The 18,474-nt window shown below is 62.7% G+C and carries 17 protein-coding genes; 6 read left to right on the forward strand and 11 right to left on the reverse strand.

The window, feature by feature from the left end; genetic code table 11:
- The first annotated feature begins 192 nt into the window (after positions 1-192).
- The 3 genes from C7H85_RS09885 to C7H85_RS09895 all read left to right on the forward strand — a co-directional run bounded on the left by C7H85_RS09885 (position 193) and on the right by C7H85_RS09895 (position 4,155).
- Positions 193-1,869 carry a sensor histidine kinase gene (locus C7H85_RS09885; protein ID WP_106729547.1) on the forward strand — a complete coding sequence of 559 codons (1,677 nt, stop codon included), beginning with the start codon at positions 193-195 and terminating at the stop codon, positions 1,867-1,869.
- Positions 1,866-2,579, forward strand: a complete 714-nt coding sequence (gene btsR / locus C7H85_RS09890) for a two-component system response regulator BtsR (RefSeq protein ID WP_106729548.1) — start codon at positions 1,866-1,868, stop codon at positions 2,577-2,579. Before C7H85_RS09885 ends, btsR begins: the two co-directional genes overlap by 4 nt.
- A gap of 148 nt (positions 2,580-2,727) precedes the next feature.
- On the forward strand, positions 2,728-4,155 hold the full coding sequence (locus C7H85_RS09895) for a carbon starvation CstA family protein (protein WP_106729549.1): 1,428 nt from the start codon (positions 2,728-2,730) through the stop codon (positions 4,153-4,155).
- A gap of 117 nt (positions 4,156-4,272) precedes the next feature.
- Here C7H85_RS09895 and C7H85_RS09900 read toward each other — a convergent pair whose 3' ends face one another.
- The 10 genes from C7H85_RS09900 to C7H85_RS09945 form a co-directional block, all read right to left on the reverse strand.
- A complete protein-coding gene (locus C7H85_RS09900) occupies positions 4,273-5,565 on the reverse strand; it encodes an NCS2 family permease (RefSeq protein ID WP_106729550.1) in 1,293 nt (430 codons plus the stop codon).
- Between the two features lie 181 nt (positions 5,566-5,746).
- Complete coding sequence (locus C7H85_RS09905; RefSeq protein ID WP_106729551.1) at positions 5,747-6,298, reverse strand: HupE/UreJ family protein; 552 nt, start codon at positions 6,296-6,298, stop codon at positions 5,747-5,749.
- Positions 6,299-6,300: 2 nt separating this feature from the next.
- The gene (gene ureG, locus C7H85_RS09910) at positions 6,301-6,954 is read right to left on the reverse strand and encodes an urease accessory protein UreG (protein ID WP_106729552.1); all 654 of its coding nucleotides are present in this window, start codon (positions 6,952-6,954) and stop codon (positions 6,301-6,303) included.
- Positions 6,955-6,957: 3 nt separating this feature from the next.
- A complete protein-coding gene (locus C7H85_RS09915; RefSeq protein ID WP_106729671.1) occupies positions 6,958-7,623 on the reverse strand; it encodes an urease accessory protein UreF in 666 nt (221 codons plus the stop codon).
- On the reverse strand, positions 7,613-8,086 hold the full coding sequence (ureE, locus tag C7H85_RS09920; RefSeq protein WP_106729553.1) for an urease accessory protein UreE: 474 nt from the start codon (positions 8,084-8,086) through the stop codon (positions 7,613-7,615). Before ureE ends, C7H85_RS09915 begins: the two co-directional genes overlap by 11 nt.
- Before the next feature lie 234 nt (positions 8,087-8,320).
- A complete protein-coding gene (gene ureC / locus C7H85_RS09925) occupies positions 8,321-10,027 on the reverse strand; it encodes an urease subunit alpha (protein ID WP_106729554.1) in 1,707 nt (568 codons plus the stop codon).
- Positions 10,014-10,349, reverse strand: a complete 336-nt coding sequence (locus C7H85_RS09930; RefSeq protein WP_106729555.1) for an urease subunit beta — start codon at positions 10,347-10,349, stop codon at positions 10,014-10,016. Before C7H85_RS09930 ends, ureC begins: the two co-directional genes overlap by 14 nt.
- 9 nt (positions 10,350-10,358) lie before the next feature.
- Positions 10,359-10,661, reverse strand: coding sequence for an urease subunit gamma (locus C7H85_RS09935; protein WP_106729556.1), 303 nt, complete (start codon positions 10,659-10,661; stop codon positions 10,359-10,361).
- 13 nt (positions 10,662-10,674) lie between these two features.
- A complete protein-coding gene (locus C7H85_RS09940; protein WP_106729557.1) occupies positions 10,675-11,556 on the reverse strand; it encodes an urease accessory protein UreD in 882 nt (293 codons plus the stop codon).
- Between the two features lie 254 nt (positions 11,557-11,810).
- A complete protein-coding gene (locus C7H85_RS09945; RefSeq protein ID WP_106729558.1) occupies positions 11,811-13,166 on the reverse strand; it encodes a cytosine permease in 1,356 nt (451 codons plus the stop codon).
- Between the two features lie 728 nt (positions 13,167-13,894).
- Here C7H85_RS09945 and C7H85_RS09950 point away from each other — a divergent pair.
- The 3 genes from C7H85_RS09950 (at position 13,895) to C7H85_RS09960 (ending at position 16,627) form a co-directional block, all read left to right on the forward strand.
- The gene (locus tag C7H85_RS09950) at positions 13,895-14,515 is read left to right on the forward strand and encodes a DsbA family oxidoreductase (RefSeq protein WP_106729559.1); all 621 of its coding nucleotides are present in this window, start codon (positions 13,895-13,897) and stop codon (positions 14,513-14,515) included.
- A gap of 68 nt (positions 14,516-14,583) precedes the next feature.
- Positions 14,584-15,186 carry an NAD(P)H:quinone oxidoreductase gene (wrbA, locus tag C7H85_RS09955; RefSeq protein ID WP_106729560.1) on the forward strand — a complete coding sequence of 201 codons (603 nt, stop codon included), beginning with the start codon at positions 14,584-14,586 and terminating at the stop codon, positions 15,184-15,186.
- A 532-nt stretch (positions 15,187-15,718) separates the two neighbouring features.
- Positions 15,719-16,627 (forward strand): LysR family transcriptional regulator, encoded by a 909-nt coding sequence (locus C7H85_RS09960; protein WP_210433616.1) that lies wholly within the window; start codon positions 15,719-15,721, stop codon positions 16,625-16,627.
- 323 nt (positions 16,628-16,950) lie between these two features.
- Here the strand turns inward: C7H85_RS09960 and C7H85_RS09965 are convergent, their stop codons facing one another.
- Positions 16,951-18,402, reverse strand: coding sequence for a bifunctional 2-methylcitrate dehydratase/aconitate hydratase (locus C7H85_RS09965; protein ID WP_106729561.1), 1,452 nt, complete (start codon positions 18,400-18,402; stop codon positions 16,951-16,953).
- Between the last annotated feature and the right edge of the window lie 72 nt (positions 18,403-18,474).

Below are 18,474 nucleotides of genomic sequence, written 5' to 3' on the forward strand. Positions count from 1 at the left end.
TTGCCGTAGGGTCCATTTCAATGGACCTTTCCACCATCGGCGCCGGGGTTTGGTCGACTGAAGTCGACCCTTGACGATCCTACCGCTCAAGCGCTACCCCACATTTACTTGCCGCCGCTCAGGGCCGACAATGGTTCCCTGAACCATGCCGGCCACCGAGGTCAGGCGGAGCGAGCCCGAGGAGCCTTGCGGATGTTGTTAATCCTCTCCCTGCTGCAGCAGATGAGCGTCTTTCTGGTGATCGCCTATCTGTTTTCCAAGTCCCCCCTGTTCAGGCCCGTGGCCAACGACGCCATGCGGTTTCAGCACAAGCTGCTGATTTATTTTGTTTTTTCCGGCTTCTGCATCATGGGCAGCTACTTCGGCCTGGCGGTGCAGGACGCCATCGCCAACACCCGGGCGGTGGGGGCCGTGCTCGGCGGCCTGCTGGGCGGGCCCGTGATCGGTTTTCTGGTCGGCCTGACCGGCGGCCTGCATCGCTACTCCATGGGCGGCTTTACCGACCTGGCCTGCGCCATCTCCACCACCCTGGAAGGGCTGCTGGGCGGCCTGGTGCATTACCGGCTAGTGAGGAAGGGCGATGTCACCGCCCTCTTCTCCCCCCGCATCGCCTTCTTCACCACCCTGGCGGCGGAGGCCCTGCAGATGGGCACCATACTACTGGTCGCCCGCCCCTTCGAGCAGGCCTGGGCCCTGGTGCAGGTGATCGCCCTGCCCATGCTGCTCGCCAACGCCACCGGCGCCGCGCTCTTTATCAGCATGATCCGCGACCAGAAGACCATGCATGAAAAATTCTCCAGCGCCTATTCGGCCAGGGCCCTGGCCATCGCCCGCCGCACCGTGGGCATCATGGCCAGGGGCTTCGGCCGGGAGTCCGCCGAGCAGATCTGCCGCATCCTGCACCAGGAGATCGGGGTCGCCGCCGTGGCCATTACCGACCGGGAAAAGATCCTGGCCTTCACCGGCCTGGGCCACGAGCACCACCGGCCGGGCACCCCCATCTCCTCGGCCCTGACCCTGGAGGCGATAGCGGATCAACAGGTGAAGTTCGCCGACGGCTACCAGGTGCCCTATGCCTGTTCCCTCGCCGCCGACTGCAAGCTGGGCTCGGTGCTGGTGATCCCCATCAAGGGCTGCAACGGCATCCTCGGTACCATCAAGCTCTACGAGCCCAAGAAACGGCTGTTCCTCAAGATCAACCGCACCCTGGGCGAAGGCATTGCCGAGCTGATGGCCCACCAGATCCTCAGCGGCCAGCTGGAGCGCCAGCAGCAGTTGCTGACCCAGGCCGAGCTGAAACTGGTCCACGCCCAGGTCAACCCCCACTTCCTGTTCAACGCGCTCAACACCATCGGCGCCATCATCCGGCTGGATCCGGACAAGGCCCGGGCCCTGCTGCTGCACCTGTCCCATTTTTTCCGCAAGAACCTCAAGCGCTCCGGCGAGCGCACCACCCTGAAGGAAGAGCTGGAACACGTGCAGGCTTACCTGGCGATAGAGCAGGCCCGCTTCAGCGACCGGCTCAGGGTCGGCTTCGACGTGCCCGAGGCCCTGCTGGGGCAGCGGCTGCCCACCTTCACCCTGCAGCCGATCATCGAGAACGCCATCAAACACGGCACCTCCACCCTGCTGGAGCAGGGCGATATCAGGGTGGAGGCACGACGGGAGGGCGAACAGATACGGCTTCGGATCACCGATAACGCCGGCAACTACCAGCCCGCCGCCCGGTCGGACGGGCTCGGCCTCGGCCTGGTCGACAAGCGGGTCAAGTCCCTCTATGGCGACCAGTACGGGGTGCAGATAGAATGCGAGCCGGAACAGTGGACCCGGGTCACGGTGTCACTGCCCGTTACGGAGGACCACCCATGATCAGTGCCCTTGTCGTCGACGACGAACCCTATGCCCGCGCCGAGCTGGCCGAGCTGCTGCGCGCCGAAAACGTCACCGTGCTGGCGGAGGCCGGCAACGCCCTGGAGGCGCTGGCCCTGCTCAACCGGCTGCGACCCGATGTGGTTTTCCTCGACATCCAGATGCCCAAGGTCAGCGGGCTGGAGCTGCTGGCCCTGCTCGATCCCGCCCGCCTGCCCCGGGTGGTGTTCGTTACCGCCTTCGACGACTACGCGGTGCAGGCCTTCGAGGACAACGCCTTCGACTACCTGCTCAAGCCCGTGGCCCCGGCCCGGCTGCACAAGACCCTGGCCCGGCTGTCACAGGCGCTGGCGCCCCAGGATCTGGCGGCGGTGACCCCGCCCCTGCGGATGGTGCCCTGCTACCAGCAGCAGCGCATCCGCCTGGTGCCCATCGACGAGGTGGAATACGCCTATTCGGATCTCGGCGGCGTCCACCTGGTGACCGCCGAGGCCACCTACCATGCCCAGCTCACCCTCAAGGCGCTGGAATCGCGCAGCCCCCTGCTGCGTATTCACCGCCAGTACCTGGTCCGCGGCGAGGCAATCCGCGAGATAGTCCTGCTGGACAACCACGCCGCCGAGCTCAAGACCCGCCATGGCCACGCCCTGCCGGTCAGCCGCCGTTACCTGAAGTTTCTCAAGGACCATTTCGGCTTCACCGCAACGTGATAGCGCTCACCTTTCGGCCCGGCTCCGGAAGGGGGCCTCGCCGCTCGGCGGGCCATATGACCGCTCACCCAATAAGGCCGGGATTTTACCGGCCGGCTCCTTACACTGCATAACGTTAACAACCCGTTCACAGACAAGGAGCAGTGTTATGACGTGGCTTTTACTTTGTATCGGCCTCTTGATTGCCGGTTACTTCACCTACGGAAAGTTCATCGAGCGCCTGTTCGGGCCCCGGCCCGAGCTGGATACCCCGGCGGTCACCATGGCCGACGGGGTCGACTATGTGCCCATGTCGGACAAGAAGGTCTACCTGGTGCAGTTGCTGAACATCGCCGGCCTGGGCCCCATCTTCGGCCCCATACTGGGCGCCCTCTACGGCCCCGTGGCCATGCTCTGGATCGTATTCGGCTGCATCTTCGCCGGCGCCGTGCACGACTACTTTTCCGGCATGCTGTCGGTCAGGGCCAGGGGCGCCTCGGTGCCGACCGTGGTCGGCCAGCAACTGGGCAGCTTCGCCAAGCACTTTATGAATATCTTCGCCGTGTTGCTGCTGTTGCTGGTGGGCGTGGTGTTCGTGCTCGGCCCGGCCAAGCTGCTGGGCGATCTCTCCGGCACCACGGTCGCCGCCTGGGTGGCCGCCATCTTCGCCTATTACATCATCGCCACCCTGGTGCCTATCGACAAAATCATCGGCCGCCTCTATCCCATCTTCGGCGCCCTGCTGGTGTTTATGTCGGTGGGCCTGCTGCTGGGCCAGTTCGCCAGCGGCAACGGCTTCCACTCGGGCGGGCTCGACTTCAGCAACCTGCATCCGGACGGGCTGCCCCTGTGGCCGCTGCTGTTTATCACCATCGCCTGCGGCGCCGTGTCCGGCTTTCACGCCACCCAGTCCCCGCTGATGGCCCGCTGCATGCAAAACGAGCGCTCCGGCCGCTTTATCTTCACCGGCGCCATGATCGGCGAAGGGGTGATAGCGCTTATCTGGTGCAGCCTCGGCATCTCCTTCTATGAAAGCCCGGAGGCGCTGAACGCGGTGCTGGCCAGCGGCGGCCCCGCCGCCGTGGTGCACCAGGTTTCCACCAGCCTGCTCGGTGTGGTGGGCGGCGTGCTGGCGATACTGGGCGTGGTGATACTGCCGATCACCTCGGGCGACACCGCCTTTCGCAGCGCCCGCCTGATCATCGCCGACTTCCTCAAGCTGCCCCAGCAGTCCCTGCCCAAGCGGCTGCTGATCGCCCTGCCCATGTTCGTGGTGGGCTACCTGATCACCCAGGCCGAGTTCGGCGTGATCTGGCGCTACTTCGGCTGGGCCAACCAGACCACCGCCATGATCATGCTGTGGGCCGCCGCCGCCTACCTGGCCAAGGAAGGCAAGCTGCACTGGGTGTGCACCCTGCCCGCCATCTTTATGACGGCGGTCACCTTCACCTACCTGGCCCATGCGGATATCGGCTTCGGCCTGGGGATGCAGCCGGCTACCCTGATCGGCCTGGGCGTGGCCCTGTCCTTCACCGTCGCCTTCCTGCTGAAATACCGCCCGGCCAGCACCCCGGCCGCGGTGGAAGAGCAGCCCTGATACGGCTCAGGCCATCACGCAAAAAGCCCCGGATTTCCGGGGCTTTTTTTGTTGTGATCTTGAGCTTGAGCTATGGGAGTTGTAGGGTCGAATTTATTCGACCGAACCCGGCACGGGTTACAGCCCTACCGCAAACTTCACCACGAAGAGCACCGCCAGCACCCAGACGGTGGTGCTGATCTCGGCGGCCCGTCCGGCCAGCAGCTTGACGCCGACGAAACTGATAAAGCCCAGCGCGATGCCGTGGGCGATGGAGAAGGTGAAGGGCATCATGGCCACCACCACCACGGCGGGTACCGCTTCGGTGATATCGTCCCAGTGCAGGTGGCTGAGCTGCCCCATCATCAGCACCGCCACGTACACCAGGGCACCGGCGGTGGCGTAGGCCGGCACCATGCCCGCCAGGGGCGAGAACAGCAGTGCCAGGATGAACATCAGGCCGGTCACCACGGAGGTCAGGCCGCTGCGGCCGCCCACCGCCACCCCGGCGGCGCTTTCCACATAGGAAGTGGTGGTGGAAGTGCCCAGCATGGAGCCGGTGATGGAGGCGGTACTGTCGGCCAGCAGGGCCCGGCCCAGGCGCGGCAGCCGGCCCTGTTCGTCCAGCAGTTTGGCGCGCTGGGCCACCGCGATCAGGGTACCTGAGGTGTCGAACAGGTCCACGAACAGGAAGGCGAAGATCACCGACAGCATGGCCAGGTTGAAGGCACCGGCGATATCCAGCTGCATAAAGGTCGGCAGGATGGACGGCGGGGCGGACATGATGCCCGCATACTGCACGTCACCGAAGGCGATGCCGAGCCCGGTGATCACCAGGATGCCGATCATCACGGCGCCACGCATGCCGCGTGCCGCCATGCCGATGATCAGGAAGAACCCCATCACCGCCAGGCCCACCGGCAGGCTGGTGACATCGCCGAGAGACACCAGGGTGGCCGGGTGATCGACGATAATACCGGCGTTTTTCAGCCCGATCAGCGCCAGGAACAGGCCGATACCGGCGGCGATGCCGATCTTGAGCGGCCCCGGAATGGAGTTGATGATCCACTCCCGCACCTTGAGCAGGCTGAGCAGCACGAAGATACAGCCGGAGAAAAACACCGCCCCCAGAGCGGCCTGCCAGCTGTAACCTTCGGTGAGCACCACCGTATAGGTGAAAAAGGCGTTGAGCCCCATGCCCGGAGCCAGGGCGATGGGGTAGTTGGCCCAGAGCCCCATGATAAAGCAGCCGATGGCGGCGGCCAGGCAGGTGGCCACGAACACGGCGCCCCGGTCCATGCCCGCATCGGCCAGGATGGCCGGGTTGACGAAGATGATGTAGGCCATGGTGAGGAAGGTGGTGATCCCGGCCAGCACCTCGCGGCGCACGTCGGTATTCAGTTCCTTTAAATGAAAGTATTTTTCAAGCATGGGGGTTGCTCTGAACAGGTTGTTGGAATAGGAAATTATCGACTCAAAAGGGGCCTTTGGCAATGAGAGGACCGGCCAGCTGACCGGCGGGACAGGGCGGCCCGAGTCCCGGTGCCGTTGTTGGCATGGTCGATTGAAATCGACCCTACGTATCCGTAGGGTCGAATTTATTCGACCAAGGTTATATCGCGGCGAGCAGGCCGGCGCCGGCCATGGCGGCACCGGCGATGCGCACCGCGGTGGCGTGGACTTTGCCGGCGGCCAGCCAACCTGCGGCGTGCAGCAGGGCGGTGGCGGCCACGAAGCCGGCGAAATAGCCCAGCGCCGAGCCGTGGGCCGGCAGCTCCAGGCCGTGGGCGTTGCCGTGGAACAGGCCGAACAGGGCGCACAGCCCCAGGGCCAGTCCGGTAAAACCGGTGACGCCGGCGGCCAACATGCCGCCCAGCACCATCAGTGAGGCGAGAATGCCCGTTTCCACCCCGGTAATACCGACCCCGCCGATGCCGAGGAGGGCCCCCGCCACCATGGCCGCCACGAAGGCCAGCGGCAATTGCCAGGCTTTCTGCTCCCGGCCCAGCACCGCCAGCATGCCCACCGCCACCATGGCCAGCAGGTGATCCCAACCGAACAGCGGATGGGTAAAGCCGGACACCAGGCCGTGGTCGCCGTGGCCCGGGTGGGCGAAGGCGGCGGTGGGGACCAGGGTCATCAGTACTATCAGTGCTCTGTTCATGGTTATGCTCCTTCCTTTATGGTTGTTATGGCAACGTCGGCGGGCAGCGGGCGCAGCATGCCCTGTTGCTGGATAAACTGGATGATGTCGCCCAGGCCGTCGCCGCGCATCAGGTTGGTGAAGACGAAGGGGCGCTCGCCGCGCATGCGTCTGGCGTCGCGGTCCATCACCTCCAGGGAGGCGTTGACCATGGGCGCCAGATCGGTCTTGTTGATGATCAGCAAGTCGGACTTGGTGATGCCGGGGCCGCCCTTGCGGGGGATCTTGTCGCCGGCGCAGACGTCGATCACATAGAGGGTGAGATCCGACAGCTCGGGGCTGAAGGTGGCGGAGAGGTTGTCGCCGCCGCTTTCCACCAGCACCAGCTCGAGCCCGGGATGGCGCTCCTGCAGGGTGTCGATGGCCGCCAGGTTCATGGAGGCGTCCTCGCGGATGGCGGTGTGCGGGCAGCCGCCGGTTTCCACCCCCATGATGCGATCCTCGGCCAGCGCCTGATGGCGCAGCAGGAACTCGGCATCCTCCTTGGTATAGATGTCGTTGGTGACCACCGCCAGATCGTAGTGATCCCGCAGGGCCAGACACAGCTGGCGCAGCAGCGCCGTCTTGCCCGAGCCGACCGGCCCGCCCACACCTACGCGCAAACATTGTGTACTCATGGTTCAACTCCGGAATAAACGGGAATATTGGGTTTCGTGCAGGGCGCTGGCCTGCACCTGGCCGGGCAGGCTCAGCCCCAGTTGGTCGTCGTGCAGTTCACCGGCCAGGGCCAGCGCCCCGGCCAATGCCGGCTTGAGTGCCAGCAACAACCGCTGGGCGGCGGTCTGGCCGAGCGGCAGCGTTTTACTGGCCACGGTGAGCTGGTTTTCGAGCCAGCTCCAGGCAAAGCCCAGGGCCGCGCCCTCGGCGCTCAGCCCCCAGCTGCGGGCGGCCAGTGCCCAGGCGCTCATCAATGCCGGCGGCGCGGGCAGCATCGCCACCTCGGTGCCCTGCCCCTTCAGCAGCCGCACCAGGGCCCGGGCCTGCTGCTCGTCCTCGAACAACAGTTCACGGGTTTCACGGCTGGCGCGCACCACGTCGTTCCAGTGCGCCAGCGCCTCGTGATCATTCCGCTCCAGGGCCCGGTACAGGCGCAGCAGCACCGGCAGGTCCAGGTGCGCCAACCCCTGCAGGGCGCCGGCCAGCCACAGCTCCAGGCCGTCTTCGTCGCTCACCCAGCCCAGATCGATGGCTGACTCCAGGCCGGCGGAATAGGCGAAGCCGCCGATGGGCAACGCCGGGCTGGCCAGGTGCAGCAGCCCGAGCAGTTCCCCCACCTCAGTGGTCATGGTGGTGCCCGTGATCATCATGGTGGTGGTGCCCGCCCAGGCCCTGGTAGGCGCCGGACTCGGGGCTGAAGGGCGCCTCGCCGTGCTCCAGCCACAGGCCCAGGTGCTCGGCCAGGTGCTCCAGCACATGATCCGGTGGAAAGCGTAGCCAGAGCGGGCCGATTTCCAGGGTGACGTGGCGGTTGCCCAGGTGATAGCAGGCGCGGGCGAAACCCGGCCAGTCGGCGGCGTGGGCGGTGACCATGGGCTCGGGGCTCGCCGCCACCTCGAACAGCCGGCCGCACTCGCTCTTGAGCCTGTCGCCCTGGGCCAGCACCTGGCCGCGCTCGAGGAAGAGCCCCACCTCGGTGCCGGCGTCGCTGACGGCGCGAAAACGCCCCTTCCGGCGCAGCTCGAAGGGCAGGGTCAGGGTATCCTGTGCCGGTTCATCCGTCTGGCCCAGGTTTTGGGTAATTCTCAGCATACGTTTCCTCTGTATAAGTGGTTGTTTCCGTAGGGCAGATTTTAATCGGCCACCTACCGCAGATGGCGGCTTTGCCGTAGGGTCCATTTCAATGGACCTTTCCAACACCGGCGCCGGGTTCGGTCGAATAAATTCGACCCTACAAGTCAACCCTACAAGTCGAGCCTTGCTGGTGGAGCGCAGGCGGGCCGCCCGCGCCCCAAACGGCGGGCTCCCATATCGCCTGCAGACCGGTTAAAACAACGAATACAGCTGGGCCAGGGGCAGCACAGTGGCCGGCTCGCAGTGCAGCAGTTCGCCGTCGCAGCGCACCTCGTAAGTCTGGGCATCCACGGTCAGCGCCGGGGTGGCGCCGTTGTGGATGAGGTCTGACTTGGTGATGCTGCGGGTATTGCGGCAGGCCGCGAGCTTGCGCGTGAGTCCAAGATCCTTGGCCAGATCCCGCGCCAGCGCCGCCTGGCTGACGAAGGTCAGGCTGCTGGCCGCCGCCGCCCGCCCCTGGGCGCCGAACATGGGCCTGTAGTGCACCGGCTGGGGCGTGGGGATGGAGGCGTTGGCATCCCCCATGGGGGCGTAGGCGATGCTGCCGCCCTTGATGATCAGCGCCGGCTTGATGCCGAAGAAGGCCGGGCTCCACAACACCAGGTCGGCCAGCTTGCCCACCTCCACCGAGCCCACCTCGTGGCCGATGCCGTGGGTGATGGCCGGATTGATGGTGTACTTGGCGATGTAGCGCTTGGCGCGGAAGTTGTCGGCGCCAAGCGCCCGGTCTTCCGGCAGCAGGCCGCGTTGCACCTTCATCTTGTGGGCGGTCTGCCAGGTGCGGCACACCACCTCCCCCACCCGGCCCATGGCCTGGCTGTCGGAGGAGATCATCGAGATCACCCCCAGATCCTGGAGGATGTCTTCCGCCGCTATGGTCTCCTTGCGGATACGCGAGTCGGCGAAGGCCACGTCTTCCGGGATGTTGGGATCCAGGTGGTGGCACACCATCAGCATGTCCAGGTGCTCGTCCACGGTGTTGACCGTATAGGGCCGGGTCGGGTTGGTGGACGAGGGCAGCACATTGGGCAAGCTGCAGGCAGTGAGGATGTCCGGCGCATGACCGCCGCCGGCGCCCTCGGTGTGGTAGGTATGGATGGTACGGCCCTTGAAGGCGGCCAGGGTGTCCTCCACGAAGCCCGACTCGTTGAGGGTGTCGGTGTGGATGGCGATCTGCACGTCGTATTCCTCCGCCACCGACAGGCAGCAGTCGATGGCCGCCGGGGTAGTGCCCCAGTCCTCGTGCAGCTTGAGCCCCATGGCGCCGGCTTCCAGCTGCTCGCGCAGGGCTTCGGGCCGGCTGGCGTTGCCCTTGCCGAGAAAGCCGAAGTTCATCGGCATCTGGTCGGTGGCCTGCAACATGCGGGCGATGTGCCAGGCGCCGGGGGTACAGGTGGTGGCCTTGCTGCCGGTGGCGGGGCCGGTGCCGCCACCGAGCATGGTGGTGATGCCGGAGCAGATCGCCTCCTCCACCTGCTGGGGGCAGATAAAGTGGATATGGGCGTCCACCCCGCCGGCGGTGAGGATCAGCCCCTCGCCGGCGATCACCTCGGTGCCGGGCGCCACGTTAATGGTGACCCTGTCCTGAATATCCGGGTTGCCGGCCTTGCCGATGGCGTGGATGCGGCCGTCCTTCAGCGCCACATCGGCCTTGACGATGCCCCAGTGATCCAGGATGAGGGCGTTGGTAATCACCGTGTCCACGCTGTCGGCGCGTACCGCCTGGCTCTGGCCCATGCCGTCGCGGATCACCTTACCGCCGCCGAACTTCACTTCCTCGCCGTAGCGGGTGTAGTCCTGCTCCACCTCTATCCACAGTTCGGTGTCGGCCAGCCGCACCCGGTCGCCCAGGGTGGGGCCGAACATGTCCGCATAGGCCTGCCGGCTAATTTTGCTCATCTTGCGCTCCTTGCTGGTCGATGGGGCCCATCACCTCGCCCCGAAAACCGTAGACTTCCCGCTTGCCGCCCAGGGCCACCAGGGTCACGGTGCGGCTCTGGCCCGGCTCGAAGCGCACCGCGGTGCCGGCGGCGATATCGAGGCGAAAGCCGAGCGCCTGGGCCCGATCCAGAACGAGCGCCGGATTCACCTCGGCAAAATGGTAGTGGGAGCCCACCTGGATGGGCCTGTCGCCGGTGTTGGCCACGCTCAGGGTGCGCCGCTGCCGGCCTTCATTGAGGGCGATGTCGCCCCCGGCCAGCTGGTATTCGCCCGGTATCATGGCGCCTCCTTATTGAATGGGTTGATGCAAGGTCACCAGCTTGGTGCCGTCGGGAAAGGTGGCTTCCACCTGCACTTCCTGCACCAGCTCGGCAACGCCTTCCATCACCTGGTCGCGGCCGAGCCAGGTCCGGCCCTCGCCCATCAGCTCGGCCACGGTGCGGCCGTCGCGGGCGCCTTCCATCACCGCCGCCGACAGGTAGGCCACCGCCTCCGGGTAGTTGAGCCTGAGCCCGCGCACCAGCCGGCGCTCGGCCAGCAGGGCGGCGGTAAACAACAGCAGCTTGTCCTTTTCTCTTGGACTGAGTTCCATCTTGATGTCTCTCCTAGGTGAGCCAGATGCGGGGAATAACGGCGGGCCGGCCGAGTACGGCGGGGCGGAGCAGCCCCCAGGCCCGCCACATGCCATCGCGGCAGGCATTCATATCAGTGCCCAGGTAGCGCACCAGCAGCACACCCAGGCGTTCGGTCACGGTGAAATCGGGGCTCGGCAGGACCTCGCGTAGGGCGGTGATCAAAGCCTCATCCAGCCCCGGCCCCGCCGCCATCAGGGTGCCGAACACGCAGCCGCCGTTCAGCCCCACCTGGTCCCGGTGTAACCAGTCGCCGCCCTCGAGGCAGAGGCGTTCGTTGAACAGCAGGCGGCCGGCCCGGTGCAGTTGCAGGCGCTGGGTCAGGTGGCCCTGATCGAACCACTGCTCGCCGGCTGGGCGGCCCAGGCAGACCAGATCCCAGCCGATAAAGCGGGCGCCTTCGGCCAGCTCGATTTTGGTGTCGAGCACGCCGTTGGCGCCCCGGTAAACGATGGTCTCCTGGGGCAGCCACTCCAGTTCGGCGCCCTCGCCCGCGCGCAGCAGCACCTGCTGGCCCTGGGCCACACCGGCGCTGTCGCGGCCGTAGATCTTGCCCGCCGAGGGGGTGGTCAGCAGCGCCTGCCCGCCGGGCTCGGCGGTCACCTCGATGGCCAGCCGGTCGCCGGACACCAGGCCGCCGGGCGGATGCAACAGGTAAAGATGACAGGTGCCCCCTTCCGGATAGAAGGGCCGCTGGATGCGCAGGGGGCCGGCGAAGTCCAGCCCCTTGAGCCGGGTCTTGCCCCCCGCAGGAGCAGGATCGGCTTCCAGCCGCAGGCGCAGGTGCGCCGGCCAGCTACGCTTTTGGCCGTAACCGGAGCTGGCTTGCAGGGCTTGTGCCGGAGTCTGGGTCATATGGACACATCAGGGTCGAAGATTCTGTACACAAGCCTTAACAGAATTCGTGCCAATTATTTAAATAATAATAAATTCAATAATTTAAATTCAATATTGAAGAATTAATGGCGCCGCTATCCCGCTTGACTGAGTCCTTTCCACCAAAATGGTGCATGATGCCGTGCACAAGATCCATATTGGTGCAACCCGAGCCCGTACCAACAAAAAAGGCCCCGCGAGGGGGCCAAGGCACGATTAACGCTTTAATACACTCAGGACTCGGTTTGCAGCACCACCTCGCCGGCGGGTTTGGCGATGGGTTTCATCAGCAGGGTGTAACCCGCCACGCTCACCGTCAGGCCGACGAAGAAGGCCAGATCCATAAAGACAACGCTGGCCAGGAAAGACACCCCGTACACCAGGAAGGCCCGCAGGTTGTAGTTGTTCTGGTAGACAAAGGGACCCTTGGGGTCGTAGAAATCGTTAACATTCAGCCGGCCGCGGCGCAGCAGGTAGAAATCGGCCAGCATGATGCCCGCCACCGGTCCCAGCAGGCCGGAGGTGATCACGCTGAACCACAGCAGGTTGTCGGCGAACACCCAGGGCATCATCAGCAGGCCGATGGCACCGGAGATGGCCACGCCCTGGGCGAAGTTGAGCCGGGGGAAGACGTTCATCAGGATATAGGCCGAGGGCATCAGGTTGGCGGCGGTATTGGTGGACCACTGGGCGAAGGCGATGGTCAGCATGCTCAGGATCAGCACGATGGGTGAACTCATGGAGTTGAGCACTATCTCGATGGGATCCCAGGTGCCGGTGAGGATGCCGCCTATCATGCCCACCATCAGGATGCCGGAGCCGATCACGATAAGGCCGGTGATCTGGGCGATAAAGGGCTTGCGGTTGCGGATAAAGAAATTGTTGCTGGAGTGATCGCGCGAACGCTCCAGCTTGCGGGTGAGATCCGGGCTGTTCAGGCCCATGGTGATCCAGATGCCGGCGATGGCCATCACCGCGAACCAGAAGGAGCCGTTGTCCAGCGAGGGCGCGGCCAGCACGTCGCCGATGGTGGCGTCGTTGGTCTGCAGCAGCCAGAAGGTGACCAGGCCGATGAGGATGGTCAGCGCCGGGATCGCCACCCAGTCGAACTTGGCCATGGCCTTCATGCCGTAGACGGCGTTCACCACCTGCAGCACCCCGAAGATCAGGATCAGAATGGTAGTGTTGGTATAGCCGACCCACATCTCCAGCACCTTGCCGATGGCGACCGCCGCCACCCAGGTCTGAAAGCCGAACCAGAAGCAGGCGGGAATGGCGCGGAAGGCGGCGGGGATCTTGGCGCCCTTGTAGCCGAAGCAAGAGCGGATATAGACGGTGAAGGGAATGCCGTAGCGGATGCCGATGTCGCCGGCCAGGATCAGGATGCTGGTGACGATGGCGTAGGCGGCCAGGATGGCGCCGATAATGGTCCAGGGCGACAGGCCCGGATAGAGCTGGGCGCCCATGGTGAAGGCACCCATGTTGATGGTCATGCCCGCCCAGAGCATGGTGAAGTCCCAGATGTTGATGTCCCTGTCCTTGTCGGTGGACGGCATCAGCTCGGGGTTGTTCATTTCATGTACCGCCATTGGCCTCTCCCTGTGTGACTGCCATGCCGGCGATGTTGCCGGCATGGGTTAAATGTGAACAATGAAGTTATATTTACGTAAACAAATTAACCAATAAATCGTTAACAATAAATCTAACAGTTCGTTATCGATCTATATTTGTGATCCTTGTCACGCTATGGCGGCGCGAGGACGACCGGTGCCGGACGGATCGGCGGGGGAGCCCCGGCTCCCCCGCCACCTCCACTTCTCTTCCGTCACGCTCGCGAAGGCGGGAGTCCATGCGCCCCTTCGGCTCTGCCATTGCGATCCGGCCGGGCTTCCGTCCTGTTCGCCCGAATTGAATCCGGATGACCCCTGTGGTGACCTGAAAGGCATGGTGCACAGTGGGCCGGCGATTCGCGGTGTGAAAGAGCCCGGGCAGCGAGCCCGCTCCTGTATGCGGAAGTTGCGACAGAGGCCGAGTACCAGCGTTCATCCTTCAGATACCGTCTGTTTCCTTTTCGGAGTCAATACTTTATTTTTTTAAACCATTGCTCGTTCTCATCACCGTAATGAAACCAATTTAATGCAATAAAAACAGCCGCTTACGAAAAACTTGAATTAATTCGATATCAATGCACCACTCTTTTCAATTTTTTTATCAGGCCGCCCCCCCTAATATCGGTTCCGAGCTTAACGAACAGCGAGCCATGCCTGGCCAGGCTTTAAAAAACAGTTAGCAAGACAACCCAAAGGAAACGAAAGCCATGTCTAAAGTAACAATTGAATTTTTTCACGATGCGGTCTGTGGTTGGTGTTATGTCCTGAGCCCGAGGTTGCGCAAGCTGGTTGAACGGGCCGATGTCGAAGTGAAACAGCGCTGCTTTGTACTGCAGCGAAATGATGAAGAAATGGTTCAGCGCTTTGGTTCTCTGGCTGCTGCCAAATCGGAAATCCTGAATCACTGGGTCGCCTGCCAGCAAAAGGCGGATGATCCCACTCGCTTTAATATTGAAGGCATGCGTGCTCAGCCATTCTCTTACCCGAGCGGTTATTTGGCAGCGCTGGGCGCCAAGGCGGCAGAGTTGCTGGGGCATTCAGACAGCCACTGGGATTACTTCGATGAAATCCAGCGCCTGCACCTGAAAGTGAACGATAACATAGGCGATCGTGACGTCATCATCGCCGCAGCGGGAAATATCGGCCTGGATACTGAAGCCTTTGCCAAAGTCCTGGATAGCGATGAAGTCCGCCAGGCGGTAGAAGCCGACCTCAAGCGAGCCAGAGACTTTAACCTGCGCAGCATTCCAAGCCTGATTATCAACGGCGAGCATGTGGTGTCTGACACGCTGACGAACGAACGCATTGAGCAACTGTTTCTGAAATAAGACAGGCAGTAAAGATAAAACATGAAACGCATTGCAAGTTTTTAATTATATTAAAGTGAGATAACACCATGACGACAAAAGTACTGGTTCTATATTATTCAAGTTATGGCCATGTTGAAACAATGGCGCACGCGGTGGCGGAAGGGGCAAAGAGCGTCGGTGATGTCCAGGTCGACATTAAGCGCGTCCCCGAGCTGGTGCCGGAAGAGATTGCGAAGAAATCCGGTATTCAACTGGATCAGCTGGCACCCATTGCCGAGCCCAATGAGCTGGCAAACTACGATGCCATTATTTTTGGTACGCCGACCCGCTTCGGCAACATGGCCGCCCAGATGCGCAACTTCCTCGACCAAACCGGTGGTCTGTGGTTTGAGCAGAAGCTGATCGGTAAAGTCGGCAGCGTGTTTACCTCAACGGGCACCGGCGGCGGCAATGAAACCACCTTGCAGTCATTCCATACGACGCTGTTTCACCATGGCATGGTGGTGGTTGGCCTGCCTTACTCCGCATCCGAACTGACCGACCTATCGGAAGTAAAAGGTGGCTCTCCGCTGGGGGCGGCGTGCATCGCAGGCGGTGACGGCTCACGTCAGCCTTCGTCCAAGGAGCTGTCAATGGCACAATTCCAAGGCCAGCATGTGGCCAGGCTGGCCAAGAGAATCAGCCAGTAATCCTCACCGACCCAGGATGGCGGCCGCTTGTCAAAAAAGCGGCCAACCCTTCTTGACTTTCCCCAGCGACAGAAGGAGGTATTCCCGGACGCAATCACAATGTCACTGCAGGCTGTCAGTCCCACGCGCCACCGTATTCCTCCCCCGAATCACAGTGTTCACCGGCATTGAGGCGGTGTTGAGCTTGCTCATCAGCGCCGCGAGCTACGCTGACTCTGCCAGGTTTTCCTCCCGCGTGTTATCGGCCATCGACTTCGTTTTTAGAGTGTGCTCTCGTTTTGTGGGCACAGCCACCTTGGTCAAGGTGATACTGAATACTCATGCTTTTTCCTTTCCATAAGGTCTATCTTCCCATGTATGAACGATGTCTGATACCGTGGCTGCATGGTTCAGGTTCGCACTTTAATTTTTATTCATTGTGTTGATCATCATTACGTTGCAATATAACTTGGCTTTAAGTCAATGGTCCATGAATGGTCATCGAATAAAAAAGAAACATATTGAGAGTTGGTTGGTTAAAGGGATATCACTCATGTCAGCGCGTGTAACCTTAGAAATGTGGCGGGCTTTTATTGCAATAGCAGAGCAGGGCAGCGCGATGAAGGCGGCTCAGAAATTGAATAAAAGCCAGTCCGCCCTGTGCCACAGCATCAAGAAAATGGAATCGTTGCTGGGGCATTCCTTGTTTATTGTCGAAGGCCGAAAATCCACCTTGACGGACCTTGGTCACAGTCTGTTGCCTCGGGCACAAAGTTTACATAATAATGCCACCCAGATTGAAGCGCTGGCCTCGACATATCAGGGGACGCTGATGACAGAAATCAATGTGGCAGTGGATGTGCTGCTGCCGTTTGATTTTATCCGGGACGTTTTTGAACGCTTTTATCAGGCCTATCCAACGGTTTCGATACGGGTATTCGAAACCGCACTGTCCGGGGCCGGACAGTTGATGGAGTCTGGCAGCGTGTCGCTGGCGATTGCCAGCCGCCTCCCCAAAGAAACCGTGCTGGAACCCTTGGTCGAGATCGAACTGCTTTGCGTGTGCGCCCCTTCATTTCCGCTGGCAACCGAAACACAGGTGTTTCAACCGGAACTGAAACGTTACCGCCAGGTGGTGATCCGTGATTCAGGCAACCAGAACCTTGATAGCGGCTGGCTGGGATCACACCAGCGGCTGACGGTCAGCAGCCTGACGGCGGCGTTGGAGTCTGTCGAGCAGGGGCTGGGGTTCGGCTGGTTACCGATGCGCAGTATTGCCGGGAAAATGGAACGTGGTGATTTGTTACCTGTTGACCTGACGAAGGGGAAAAGACGGGTCGTCAGGCTTCAGCTGGGCATGAGTGCGGATCAGGCCCATGTTGGTGAGGTGAATACACTGTTTGACCTGTTTAACCAGCGGAAAGTCATGCTGGATCAACCCGCTGAGGTTGAGCTTGCGTAAGTGAGTGGATGGTTCTCTCCGGCTGAAGGTGTCTGAAGACACAGCGGGTTTTGGAGGGCTTTTGGGATGGCGGGGAATGAACGGGCACGGCTGACATTCCCACGCCGGGCGCGGGAATGCGGTAACGAAAAGATAAGGGTAGAGCGCAGGCGGGCCGCCCGCGCCCCAATGGCCCATTGAAATGGGCCCTACGGCTGAGTAGGGTCGATTTCAGTCGAGCAAACCCGGCGCCGTGGGTGGGAGGTCCACTGAAGTGGACCCTACAACACCCCCTACGGCGCACCCGGCGGATCCCGTAGGCTGCCCCCGGTCAGCCGCCCCTTTTAGTTGATCACAAACAGCGCCATAAACTCCTGCACCGGGGTGGCCTCCAGCCGTTGCTGATCCAGGCAGAGATCCATGATCTGCCGGCAGCGCCCCTGGGGGAAGCGGGTCTGCAGGTTGCGCAGGAACTTGCGCTCCAGCACCGGGATGCCCTCGGCCCGGCGGCGGCGGTGGCCGATGGGGTATTCCACCTCTACCCTGTCGGTGTGGGTGCCGTCCTTGAAGAACACCTGGATGGCGTTGGCGATGGATCTTTTGTCGGCCTCCAGGTACTCGGCGCTGTAGCGCGGCTCTTCCACTATCTCCATCTTGTCGCGCAGGGTATCGATGCGGCTGTCCTCCCGGTGGAAGTCGTCCTCGTAGTGCTCGGCCACCAGGTCGCCGTACAGCAAGGGCACCGCTATCATGTACTGCAGGCAGTGATCCCGGTCCGCCGGGTTGGCCAGCTCCCCTACCTTGGAGATGATGCGGATGGCGGACTCGTGGGTGGTCACCACAATGCGGTCGATCTCACCGATGCGGTCCTTCACCTGGTCGTGCAGGCGCACCGCGCACTCCACCGCGGTCTGGGCGTGGAACTCGGCGGGGAAGCTGATCTTGAACAGCACGTTTTCCATCACATAACTGCCGAAAGGCTGCCTGACCTTGAAGCTCTCGCCCTTGAACAGCACGTCGTAATAGCCCCACTTGGGCGCGGTCAGCACCGAGGGCAGGCCCATCTCGCCCTTCATGGTGATCATGGCCAGCCGCACCGCCCGGGCGGTGGCGTCCCCGGCCGCCCAGGACTTGCGCGAGCCGGCGTTAGGGGCGTGGCGATAGGTGCGCAGGGCGCAGCCGTCGGCCCAGGCCTGGGACAGGGCATCGATGATCTGCTCCCGGCTGCCGCCGAGCATCCTGGTGACCACGGCGGTAGAGGCCACCCGCACCAACAGCACGTGATCCAGCCCTACCCGGTTGAAGCTGTTTTCCAGCGCCAGCACGCCCTGGATCTCGTGGGCCTTGATCATGGCGGTGAGCACCTCACGCATGGTGAGCGGCGCCTTGCCCTGGGCCACCGCCACCCGGCTCAGGTAGTCGGCGGTGGCCAGGATACCGCCCAGGTTGTCGGAGGGATGGCCCCACTCGGCGGCGAGCCAGGTGTCGTTGAAGTCGAGCCAGCGGATGATACAGCCGATGTTGAAGGCGGCGGTCACCGGATCCAGCTCGTGGGAGGTGCCGGGCACCCGGGCGCCGTGTTGCACTGTGGTGCCGGGCACTGTTGGCCCCAGGTGCTTGGTGCACTCGGGAAAGCGTAGCGCCAGCAGGCCGCAGCCCAGGGTATCGATCAGGCAGTTGCGGGCGGTGTTGTAGGCCTCGGCGGAGGCGATTTCGGTATTGGCCACATAGTCGGCGATGGTGACCAGCAGTTGATCGGGATCGGGTCTTTGGTTCAGGTCGAAATTGGCGCTCATCTTGGTGTTCCTTGTCTCTTTGTCGACATCGTATGAATGGGTTGGTCGACTGAAGTCGACCCTACGGCCGGC

Source organism: Zobellella endophytica, from assembly GCF_003012775.1.
Lineage (GTDB): Bacteria > Pseudomonadota > Gammaproteobacteria > Enterobacterales > Aeromonadaceae > Oceanimonas > Oceanimonas endophytica.

What these genes read in the sequence shown, in the direction of transcription:
- C7H85_RS09885 (WP_106729547.1), top strand. Translation starts at nt 193, where the DNA reads ATGTTGTTAATCCTCTCCCTGCTGCAGCAGATGAGCGTCTTTCTGGTG.
- btsR (WP_106729548.1), top strand. Translation starts at nt 1,866, where the DNA reads ATGATCAGTGCCCTTGTCGTCGACGACGAACCCTATGCCCGCGCCGAG.
- C7H85_RS09895 (WP_106729549.1), top strand. Translation starts at nt 2,728, where the DNA reads ATGACGTGGCTTTTACTTTGTATCGGCCTCTTGATTGCCGGTTACTTC.
- C7H85_RS09900 (WP_106729550.1), bottom strand. Translation starts at nt 5,565, where the DNA reads ATGCTTGAAAAATACTTTCATTTAAAGGAACTGAATACCGACGTGCGC.
- C7H85_RS09905 (WP_106729551.1), bottom strand. Translation starts at nt 6,298, where the DNA reads ATGAACAGAGCACTGATAGTACTGATGACCCTGGTCCCCACCGCCGCC.
- ureG (WP_106729552.1), bottom strand. Translation starts at nt 6,954, where the DNA reads ATGAGTACACAATGTTTGCGCGTAGGTGTGGGCGGGCCGGTCGGCTCG.
- C7H85_RS09915 (WP_106729671.1), bottom strand. Translation starts at nt 7,623, where the DNA reads ATGACCACTGAGGTGGGGGAACTGCTCGGGCTGCTGCACCTGGCCAGC.
- ureE (WP_106729553.1), bottom strand. Translation starts at nt 8,086, where the DNA reads ATGCTGAGAATTACCCAAAACCTGGGCCAGACGGATGAACCGGCACAG.
- ureC (WP_106729554.1), bottom strand. Translation starts at nt 10,027, where the DNA reads ATGAGCAAAATTAGCCGGCAGGCCTATGCGGACATGTTCGGCCCCACC.
- C7H85_RS09930 (WP_106729555.1), bottom strand. Translation starts at nt 10,349, where the DNA reads ATGATACCGGGCGAATACCAGCTGGCCGGGGGCGACATCGCCCTCAAT.
- C7H85_RS09935 (WP_106729556.1), bottom strand. Translation starts at nt 10,661, where the DNA reads ATGGAACTCAGTCCAAGAGAAAAGGACAAGCTGCTGTTGTTTACCGCC.
- C7H85_RS09940 (WP_106729557.1), bottom strand. Translation starts at nt 11,556, where the DNA reads ATGACCCAGACTCCGGCACAAGCCCTGCAAGCCAGCTCCGGTTACGGC.
- C7H85_RS09945 (WP_106729558.1), bottom strand. Translation starts at nt 13,166, where the DNA reads ATGGCGGTACATGAAATGAACAACCCCGAGCTGATGCCGTCCACCGAC.
- C7H85_RS09950 (WP_106729559.1), top strand. Translation starts at nt 13,895, where the DNA reads ATGTCTAAAGTAACAATTGAATTTTTTCACGATGCGGTCTGTGGTTGG.
- wrbA (WP_106729560.1), top strand. Translation starts at nt 14,584, where the DNA reads ATGACGACAAAAGTACTGGTTCTATATTATTCAAGTTATGGCCATGTT.
- C7H85_RS09960 (WP_210433616.1), top strand. Translation starts at nt 15,719, where the DNA reads ATGTCAGCGCGTGTAACCTTAGAAATGTGGCGGGCTTTTATTGCAATA.
- C7H85_RS09965 (WP_106729561.1), bottom strand. Translation starts at nt 18,402, where the DNA reads ATGAGCGCCAATTTCGACCTGAACCAAAGACCCGATCCCGATCAACTG.